Origin of the sequence: Bifidobacterium choerinum, assembly GCF_000741135.1 — a bacterium.
GTDB lineage: Bacteria > Actinomycetota > Actinomycetes > Actinomycetales > Bifidobacteriaceae > Bifidobacterium > Bifidobacterium choerinum.
The window spans coordinates 1-4,133 of sequence record NZ_JGYU01000018.1 but is presented as its reverse complement, the minus strand read 5'-3'; the positions used below and the strand labels follow the sequence as shown (position 1 = coordinate 4,133).

2 protein-coding genes are annotated in these 4,133 nt (G+C 60.7%); both read left to right on the top strand.

Annotated features, from left to right (window positions below; genetic code table 11):
- A partial coding sequence (locus BCHO_RS08610) for an S-layer homology domain-containing protein (protein ID WP_193345758.1) occupies window positions 1-1,132 on the top strand: 1,132 nt, incomplete at its 5' end.
- Window positions 1,133-1,390: 258 nt separating this feature from the next.
- Window positions 1,391-4,133 (top strand): Ig-like domain-containing protein (locus BCHO_RS08905; protein ID WP_081930127.1); only part of this gene is annotated, 2,743 nt, incomplete at its 3' end.

The following is a 4,133-nucleotide window of genomic DNA, read 5'->3' as shown; positions in this document are numbered from 1 at the left end:
GACCGTGGTTCCGGTTGAGTCGGTGTCGATTTCGGGTACCGGTGTGTCGGGTGGCAAGGCGACGATCAATGTCGGCGCTGGTCTGAGCCTCAACGCGACGGTCGCGCCGTCGAATGCGACCGATCGCACGGTGGCGTGGAAGTCGACGAATGCTGCGATTGCGTCGGTTGATGCGAATGGCAACGTGCGTGGTCTCAAGGCAGGTAGTGCGGGCATCACGGCGACGGCTGGCGGCAAGTCCGCCTCGATCATCGTGACGGTCAATGAGGTCGGCCCAGTTCTGCAGTCGATTCAGATCACCGGCAACGGCGTGGCAAACAACAAGCTCTCGACGCCGGCTGGTGAAACGGCTCAGCTGAAGGTGCAGGCCACGCCGGCGGACGCCACGGTGACGCCGGCGTATTGGAGCTCCTCCGATACCTCGATCGCCACCGTTGACGGCAACGGTAAGGTCGCGACGAAGAAGATGGGCATCGTGGCCATCACGGTGACTACAGGTGGCAAGACTGCTTCGATCGTCCTGACCGTCACCAAGCCGAGCACTCGATTCACCGATGTTCCGAAGACACATCACTTCTACAACGACATCGAGTGGCTTGCATCGACAGGCATCACCACCGGTTACCATGACGGCACCTTCAGTCCGGCAAAGGAGACGACTCGTGCCCAGACCGTCGTCTTCCTCCATCGCATGGCAGTGCAGCGTGGCGATAAAGATGCTGCCACCTTCACGCCGACCGATGCGGACTATAAGAAGTTCTCTGATGTCAATAAGGACACCTTTGGCGCGAAGGAGATTCTGTGGGCTGCTTCCAAGGGCATCACGACCGGTCGTTACGATGGCACCTTCGGTGGCGATGAGGCGGTGACGCGTGATCAGATGGTGACGTTCCTGTGGCGCTTTGCCGTGGATCAGGGAGACACCGCTGCGAAGTCCTACCATCCGACCACCTCCGATTACCTCAAGTTCTCGGATGTCAAAGTCGGTACGTTCGCTGCGAAGGAGATTCTTTGGGGGTCGAACGTTGGAATCGTCAATGGCAACGGTGGAAAGTTCAGCGGCGGCGATGCCACTCTGCGCGAGCAGATGGCTGCGTTCCTGCACCGTCTGGACACCCATCTCAACAAGTGAGTGGAGATTTGGTGAGAATCATGCGATTCAACCCCGATGATCGCTGCACTGTGACGCATCATTGATGCAGTAGGGGCTCGGGTACAACTTTGTGCCTGAGCCCCTTTTTGCCATCCGTCCGGAGGACAATCACAAAAGAGTTATTCAGGAAGGGTAACTTCAACTATGGTATTGACGGGTCGCCTTGCAGGCATTCGTAAAAAAACCGTCGCCGGACTTGTTGCCGCAGCAACGCTGCTTGGCGGCATGAGCCTTGGCATGGCAGCGACGGAGACCGCTTCCGCAGCGCCGCTGCGCGACAGCTATGCGGAGACGGTAGGTAATTCCTCGTTCGAGGCCGCGCGCAACAAGTATGGTCTGGCGAAGGATATGAGGGATGGCGCGACGCTGCACACCTTCATGTGGTCGTTCAAGACCATCAAGGAGCATATGGAGGAGATCGCCCAGGCCGGCTACACCTCCATCCAGATCAACAACGTGTCCGCCGTCAAGGACAACAGCGAGCTCGGCAAAGGCAACTGGTATCTCAACTGGTACTACATCTACCAGCCGATCAACACGACGATCGGCAACTACATCCTCGGTTCCGAGGACGAGTTCAAGTCGATGTGCGATCTCGCGCATCAGTACGGCGTGCGCGTCATCGTCGACGCCGTCGCAAATCACTTCACCTCCGATTGGGAAGTCATCGATCCGTCGTGGCAGAACAAGGAATACTTCCATCCGCAGGCTCCGATCAACGACTACAACGATCGCGAGGATTGCACCCAGCATACGCTCTCGGGTCTGTGGGACCTCAACACGCAGAACGGCGAGGTCGCGCAGCGCATGGCCGAGTTCTACCGCAAGGTCGTCGCTGACGGTGCCGATGGCTTCCGCTACGATGCGGCGAAGCACATTGAGCTGCCGAACGAGTTCGGCGGCTCCCAGTATTGGAACACGATCCTGCCGAACGGTGCACAGTACCAGTATGGCGAGGTGCTGCAGGACAAGAACGTGCGTGAGGCCGACTACGCCAACATGTTCGGCGCATCATCCGTCGGAGGCGGTGGCATCACCGGCTCGAACTACGGTCAGGAGATGCGCAACTCGATGAACGACCATAGCGTCGCTTCACGATTCTTCACGGATCTGCGCAGCGGCACGTCAGCGGACAAGACGGTGACATGGATCGAGTCGCACGACAACTACTGCGATCGCCAGTCCGAGAAGTATACCGAGGATCAGGTGCGCGCCTCGTGGGCCGTTATGAACGCGATGGGCCAGGGCATGACGCTGTTCTTCAACCGTCCGTATGCCTCGGGTGGCACGCAGCCGTGGTTCGCTGAGAAGTCGAAGATCGGCGACGTCGGCTCCGATGACTGGAAGCATCCGGGCGTCATGGCCTCCAACCACTTCCGCAACGCGATGGTCGGCACCGACATGAATATCACCAACTGCGGTGGCGATAATTGCGCGATGGTCGAGCGTTACAAATCGGATGGCAACCCCTCCAACGACGGCATACTCGTCTCCACGACGGACCGCGGCGGCGCCAACCTTGCCGGCATGAGCACGAAGCTCGACAACGGCACCTACAAGGACGAAGTCTCCGGATCGACGATCACCGTCTCCGGCGGCAAGATCACCTCCGGCTCCGTCGAGGCGAACACCGTGGCCGCCTTCTATACGCCGAAGGTCGACACGACGCCGATCTCCTCGGCCGAAGCGATGCCGAACAAGGGTGATTTCGAGGATACGAAGGACATCACGCTGCGTTCGTTCAACATGGCGAACGCCTCCTACACGACCTCCGAAGGCGCCTCCGGCTCCTTCGAGGACGGCGACATCATCACGATCGGCGCAGGCTCCGCCGGTGGCTCCGACGTGACGGTCACCGTGACCGGCACCGGCAACAACGGCAAGTCGGTAAGTCACACCTACACCTACCACAAGGGTGCGCAGATTCCGGTCGAATCGGTGACGATCTTCGGCGACGGCGTGAACAACGGGCGTCTCAACATAGACCTGAACTCGACGACGAGCGCGCAGCTCACGGCTACCGTGAAACCGTCCGACGCGACGGTGCGCAATATCGCATGGACTTCCTCCGATCCGTCCGTTGCGACCGTCTCCTCGAGCGGCCTTGTGCGCGGTAAGAAGGCGGGCACGACGACGATCACGGCAACCGCCGCGGGCGTCTCCGCGTCGATCACCGTGACGGTGACCGGCGAAATCGTGACGCCGCAGGGCACGACCGTCTACTACCCGTCGAAGAACTTCGGCGTCGACTCCACCTACATCCACTACCGCGTCGGCACCGGCGCATGGACGACCGCCCCCGGCGCGAAGATGGAGGCGGCCTGTGACGGCTACGTCTCTTTCACAATCGACAACCCCGACCAGCAGCCGGTCGAACTGACCTTCAACAACGGTTCGGGCAACTGGGACAGCAATGGCGGCCAGAACTACAAGGGCAGCGGCGAGGACATCCTCGTCGAGAACGGCAAGCTCACCGAAGGCGGTGCGCCGTGCTCGGTCGTGCCGGTCGTTCCGGTGTCGTCGGTGTCGATTGCCGGTGGCGACTTCTCGCTGACCGAGGGTGCTTCGAAGCAGTTTTCGGCGACTGTTTCCCCGTCGAATGCGACAGATCGTGCGATCAGTTGGAAGTCGTCGGATGCGTCGGTCGCATCGGTGGACGCTTCGGGTAAGGTGACTGCGGTCAAGGCCGGTTCGGCGACGGTCACGGCGACGGCGGGTGGCAAGTCCGCGTCGGTCGAGGTGACGGTGACGAAGCAGCAGACCGTGGTTCCGGTTGAGTCGGTGTCGATTTCGGGTACCGGTGTGTCGGGTGGCAAGGCGACGATCAATGTCGGCGCTGGTCTGAGCCTCAACGCGACGGTCGCGCCGTCGAATGCGACCGATCGCACGGTGGCGTGGAAGTCGACGAATGCTGCGATTGCGTCGGTTGATGCGAATGGCAACGTGCGTGGTCTCAAGGCAGGTAGTGCGGGCATCACGG